The organism is Flavobacteriales bacterium (assembly GCA_019694795.1).
Lineage (GTDB): Bacteria > Bacteroidota > Bacteroidia > Flavobacteriales_D > UBA2798 > UBA2798.
In genome coordinates, this window is record JAIBBF010000099.1 from 1 (window position 1) to 6,086 (window position 6,086).

At 41.9% G+C, this 6,086-nt stretch carries 4 protein-coding genes; all 4 read right to left on the reverse strand.

Translation table 11 applies throughout. The features are described from left to right. On the reverse strand, positions 1 to 1,355 hold a 1,355-nt coding region (locus K1X56_14645; protein MBX7095958.1), incomplete at its 3' end, for a Na/Pi symporter. A gap of 27 nt (positions 1,356 to 1,382) precedes the next feature. Continuing rightward, entirely contained in the window at positions 1,383 to 4,004 is a 2,622-nt protein-coding gene (locus K1X56_14650) for an AAA family ATPase (protein ID MBX7095959.1), read from the reverse strand. Positions 4,005 to 4,042: 38 nt separating this feature from the next. Beyond that, the gene (locus K1X56_14655; protein ID MBX7095960.1) at positions 4,043 to 5,281 is read right to left on the reverse strand and encodes a cation:proton antiporter; all 1,239 of its coding nucleotides are present in this window, start codon (positions 5,279 to 5,281) and stop codon (positions 4,043 to 4,045) included. A 64-nt stretch (positions 5,282 to 5,345) separates the two neighbouring features. Then, positions 5,346 to 6,086, reverse strand: a 741-nt coding sequence (locus K1X56_14660; GenBank protein ID MBX7095961.1) for a SpoIIE family protein phosphatase, incomplete at its 5' end; no start/stop codon positions are given.

A 6,086-nucleotide genomic window follows, 5' to 3' on the forward strand; every position in this document is an offset into this window, starting at 1 on the left:
TTGCGGTCGTCGGCCGATTCGCGAAAATCTTTGCGGTCGGAACGGATATCTTTCATCGCTTTAGCGGAAAAAGTGGCATTGCGGATAACATTAAGCAATTGTTGTAAGCGACGCGAATCTTTTTCGTTGAGCGATTCTTTATTTAAATCGAGATAATAATGCACAATCTCTCCTTCGTTCACTTTTAGCTGATCGTAAAATTTGCCATACGAAAAGGCAGATCCTTCCAGCATTTTCATTTTCTCGCTCAGCTCGGGTTCGAGTGGAATCAGATTTCGTTCAATATGAAAAGCATCCAGATTTAATACGATGGTTTTGTGTAAAAAGAAATGTGCATCTTTTTCCAAAGCATCCAAAGCCGCCTCCGGAATTTCTGTCCCGGTTTTTGAAATGTATAAAGGAACCTGATCTTTTTTCTCTCTGAATCTTCGTTCGAGAAAGGAAGAAAAGGATTGGAGAAACGGAAAAAACATCACAATGGTGGCCAGGTTGGTGAAATTCTGAAACAGGACCAGGGCATAGACTTCATCGCTAACATTCCAAACTTTGGTGATGAGGTAGAGGATCGGATGCACCAGGATTAATCCCATTAAGGTCGTTCCGCTGTTAAATAAAATATTTCCGAGCGCCACTTGTTTTTTCGCAGGTGATCCCTGCATGGCACCAAACCATGATTTAATGGATGTTCCCAACTCGGAACCGATGATGAGTCCCGCCGCAATTTCCAATGGAATTTTTCCCGTGTACAATGCACTTAATGCAATGGCCATGGTGGCCGAAGAAGCTTGCACAATGGCGGTGATGATGAATCCTAAGAGCGCAAATACAATGATGGGGTAGTTGACGTACGGACTCACATCAAAATTACTGAAGTAATCGCCAATGGAAGCTTTCATGAAATCGAGTCCAAGAAACAACATTCCGAATCCTATTATCATGCGTGCATAATGGAATCCGGATTTTGAACTGCCGAAAACCAGAAATACAATTCCACCGCAGGCGAGAATGGGATAAGAAAATTTTTCGAGGTTGAAACTAAATCCCACCAATGCAATAATCCAACTGGTTAAGGTGGTTCCGAAGTTGGCACCGAGAATTACGGATAATGCATTAGGCATCGCCATTACTCCTGCGCCCACAAAAGCCAGCACAATAAATGAAACCAGCGAACTACTTTGTAGAATGGCGGTAATAAGAATACCCACCAACACTGCAGAGAAAGGATGAGTGGTGTATTTTTTAATAAAGAGTTTAAAGGATCTTCCGGCCAGGTGTTCAATTCCCCGCTCCAGCTGTTCCATACCAAACAGGAAGACTGCCAGTCCCGCCAATAATTTCCAAAACGAAATATCCATCACCACTTCCCGTATTTGATTGAAAAGTTATCCCCCGATACGGAATCCGAGTGGTTTTCCACCTTGTGTTTGTTGTCCTTTTATTTTATCCAGACTAAATTCTTCCACATCCGCTTTGGTTAAAGTGGAAACCATTTCCATGGTTCTGGCCTTCGCATCCATCGATGCCATGCGCAGATTTTGATTTTTAATGGCTTCTCCGATCACTTTGCGCACTTCGCGGGCATTTCCATAGAATTTATCGCGAACATTCCACAGCGCGGTAAAATAGGCTTGTAAATGCTCCATTGCTTCCTGATCGGCCTTCATGTTTTCGGCTTTCAGCATGAAGTCGGCAATTTTCATCAGTTCTTCCGGTTTGTAATCTTCAAACTGGAACACCCGCTCAAAACGCGAACGTAAACCTGGATTCGTCATCAGGAATTCATTCATGTTATCGGTATACCCTGCGGCGATCACTACAAAATCATCGCGGTTGTCTTCCATTCGTTTCAAAAGGGTATTGATCGCTTCCATTCCAAACTGATCATCGCGACCCTGATGCAGTGCGTAGGCTTCGTCGATGAATAAAACACCGCCCATCGATTGCTCAATGAGATTAGAAGTTTTTGTAGCGGTTTGTCCACTGTAACCGGCCACCATTCCTTCGCGATCGCATTCCACGAGATGACCTTTTTCAAGTATTCCGAGTGCGCGGAAAATTTTTGCAAATATGCGTGCAACGGTGGTTTTACCTGTGCCCGGATTTCCTACAAACACCGAGTGAAGCACAAATTTATTGAGGACATCCTTACCAATTTCTTTGTAGTATTTCACCAGCTTCACCAATTCGGTGATTTCATCTTTTACATTGTGTAATCCTACCAGCTCATTCAACTCCTGCAAGGCATCTTTTAATTGTTTTTCATCAATGCGCAGGTCGAGTGTTTTCGTTACACCCATGGCAAATATTTTATAAATATCTTCCTTGGTAATCGTAGAAAGTTCTTCTTCACTGAGTGATGCCACATCGCTGTTTTGCATGAGACGTAATCCCATGTTCATTTTACCTTCATCCACAACGCTCATTACAAAGCGTGCATTTCCAAATGAACGTTCACGATCGCGATAAGCTTGTGTAAACTTGGTGAACAAAAATTCCTTTGCATCCTGCTGCATGAAAAGTCCGCGTTGTTTCAATCCCAAATCAGCAATCTCCATGAGTTCTTCGGGAATATAATCTTCGAACTGGAAATAGTGGTTAAAACGTGATTTAAGTCCGGGATTCGATTCTAAAAATCCTTTCATCTCTTGCGGATAACCGGCAACAACCACGGCAATGTTTCCGGGACCGTCCGACATTTCCTTCAATAAAATTTCAATCACTTCCCTGCCGAAATCTTTGCTGTCTTCACCACTGCGGTGCAGCGAATAGGCTTCGTCGATGAATAAAATTCCACCACGCGCTTTTTCGATTGCCGCTTTGGTGCGGGGAGCGGTTTGACCAATGTACTCGGCCACTAAATCCGAACGATCCACTTCGTGAACATGTCCCTTAGTAAGCAATCCCATCTCCTTGTAAATTTTCCCCAATTGTTTAGCAATGGTGGTTTTTCCGGTTCCGGGATTTCCGGTGAGCACGGCGTGGAGCGAAATGCCTTTGTTTTCTTTAAATCCTTTTTCTTCGCGAAGCTTCAGGAAGTTCAGGTATTTTACATAATCGCGGATTTTGGTTTTGATGTTGTCCATCCCAATCAACTCATCCATTTTGGCGAGCAATTCATCCAGCGATTCCTGATTGATTTCTGCCTCTTTCTTCTCGAGTTCGAGTCCGCCAATTCCATTTGAAATTTTCGGAAATCCTTCTTCAAAAGTTGCACCAACTTCAAAAGGAACCCAGGCCAATAAGGTTTCCATAAATGAAATCTCGAGACGATATGCATCGTTATACCAGGTCCCTTTGGTATCGGATCCCCAACCGGAACATACCGTAGTTTCTCCACCACGAATGGTGACGAGTTCGGACGTGTAGCCTTTTAATTGACCCGCATCATTGAAGAACGTATAAAAAATCTCAGCCTGAAAGTCGTAATCAAGTTTGCTTTTTATTTTGAATTCACCCCAGATATAGCGTGTTTCATTGGCCTGATAACAGGTGTAATATTTACGGTCACCCTCAGGTGGCAGACCGTTTGGTCCTTCGAAAATGCGGAGATCCACCACTTCAAAAAATGGATTGTTTTCCGGTGTAACGGCTAATTCATTTTCTACATAGAAAATCGAAGAGCCCACATATTCATCATCGATATAAGCTTTCCAGGTATATTTTCCTTTTTTCCAGAATACACCATAGGAAGCATTTCCCCAACCCTCGCGGATGTATACGATATTCTCGTCGGTTTTAACTTCCCGGTCGAGATTAATTTTACAAATGGATACCTCCGTGTCGCCTTCTTCTTTAACGCATTCAATCAGAATTTTGGCGGTCCAGTTTTCTTCATCAAAAAGTTTATTGAAAAAGCTTAACTCGGCATAGAGATAGCTGATTTCGGAGTTATTGAATACCCTGCGGTATTTCTTTTTCCCATCGCTTAACCATTCGGTAGAGCAATAGGTTTTCAGTTCGCGGAATTTGTGTTTTTTAAAGGCGGAGTTTTCAGCTTTTCCCATTGGTAAATAATTGAATAGCCGAATATACGAAATGCAGATTATTCTGCAATAGCCTCTTTATCGCTCCAGTTAAAAGCCCAGTTTAAGAATACAGGGGTGGTTATGGTAGTTAATATTCCCATCAGAACAAGGACAGAAAATAGTGAAATATCAATGATTTTCTCTTGTAAGGCGATGTTAGCAATCACCAATTCCATAATTCCCCGGGCATTTAAACCGATTCCAATGGTGGTGGCTCTACGGTGCGACATCCCCGCAAATCGCGCACCAAGGTAACCTCCCAGGATTTTTGAGCCAAATGAAGCTAAGACAACTATAAATAGAAAATAAAGATTGTCGAGCGATTTAATATCGAACTCCAGTCCAATGGCTGCAAAAAAGATGGGGGCCAAAAAGCCCATTGTTATTGAAGTAGTTGATTTCTCAAGATTATGGAAATTTTCTTTTCCCAATAAATCCTTGGTCAGCAACATGGAACCGAAAAATGCACCAACTACAAAGTGTAGACCTGCAGATTCTGAAACTGTAGCGAATAATAAAATAAAGCAAAACAAAAGTGCAAATAGCGATTCTTTGCCTTTTAAAAATTGCAGTAGTTTATCCAGCTTGTCCTTTAACCAATCTACTTGCTGGGTGGCCTTATTCAGCAGTTTGTAAAATATTACTACAAAAGCCAGAAAACCGACTACTTTTAAAAATGAGATGCCAATTGTTTGAAGAATTTCACTATAAGAATGTTGCTCCCCACGGATATCCATTAGAATACCTAAAATCATTAAGGCTAACACATCATTAAAAATGGCAACGGTGATGATTCTCTGGCCAATATCAGAATTTAATTTTTTCAGGTCTACCAGTATCCGGATGGATACGGGAAGAGCAGTAATGGAAATGCAAAGAGCAAGAAATGTTGTGGTTAAAATATCGAGTTGAAATAAATGTCCAACAGCAAATCCGGATGCAATGGGGATGATAAATCCTAAAATGGAAATCCAGATTTTTCTTCCCCGCATGGCTTCGAAAATTTCTTTCGGATTAACCTCTAGTCCCGCCATAATCACCAATAGGAATACGGCCATTTCGGTAAAGACTTTTAAATCGGAATTAAAATGAGAAACATTCAGGAGGGAAGGACCTAAAATTATTCCGGCAAGAATCTCGCCGATCATGGATGGTTGTTTCAGGTGTTCAAAAATTTCTCCCAGTACACGTGCAACAACGAGTAGGAGCAAAAGATTCGCGAAAAACGGAATCTCAATCGGCATCATTTCCTTCATGGGGGCGGAGTCGGCCCAAAAATAGAAGAAAGAATAATCCTTTTTACGTGCGACTAAAAATAAATCAGAGTCGGAAACCGATTACGCAAACATCGTCCACTTGTTCGTATTGTTCGCCGTACTCGTCATAGTATTGCTTCCAGGTTTCAAAGTGAAGGTCTAATTCCTTCATTTGTTGGTCCATGGGCAATTTCCAGATGGTTAGAATTTTTTCCTTGAAATTTTTCACCATCATTTTCTTCCCTTTTTCACCACCAAACTGGTCGGCAAATCCATCGGAACTCATGTAAAAACAGTCCCCTTTTTCAAACGGGATTTCTACCTCGTCAAACAATTGCTCCTCGGGGGTGAATCCTCCAACTGCACATTTGGTCGGTTTAAATTCCTCCAACTCTCCGTTTCGAACACGCCAGAGGGGACGATTTGCTCCTGAGTAGATGATAGAAGAACGCTTCGGATCTATTTTACAAATGGCTGCATCCATTCCATCTTTCGTTTTTACCGAATCATCATTTTCCTGTTTCAGCGATTTTTTAATTCCTTTATTGACCTCACTCAACATGGATCCGGGTTGGAAAATTTCTTTTTCATGCACCGTGTGATTGAGTTTGTCGGTACAAATCATACTCATAAATGCACCGGGGACACCATGACCGGTACAGTCGGCACATACAATAATGCTTGCTTCACCACTGTGGTGAAACCAGAAAAAGTCGCCCGAAACGATATCCTTAGGTTTAAACAATACAAACGAATCCGGCAAGTGCAGCAGAATTTCTGCGCGAATAGGTAAAATGGCTTCCTG

What these genes read in the sequence shown, in the direction of transcription:
- K1X56_14655 (MBX7095960.1), bottom strand. Translation starts at nt 5,281, where the DNA reads ATGAAGGAAATGATGCCGATTGAGATTCCGTTTTTCGCGAATCTTTTG.
- K1X56_14650 (MBX7095959.1), bottom strand. Translation starts at nt 4,004, where the DNA reads ATGGGAAAAGCTGAAAACTCCGCCTTTAAAAAACACAAATTCCGCGAA.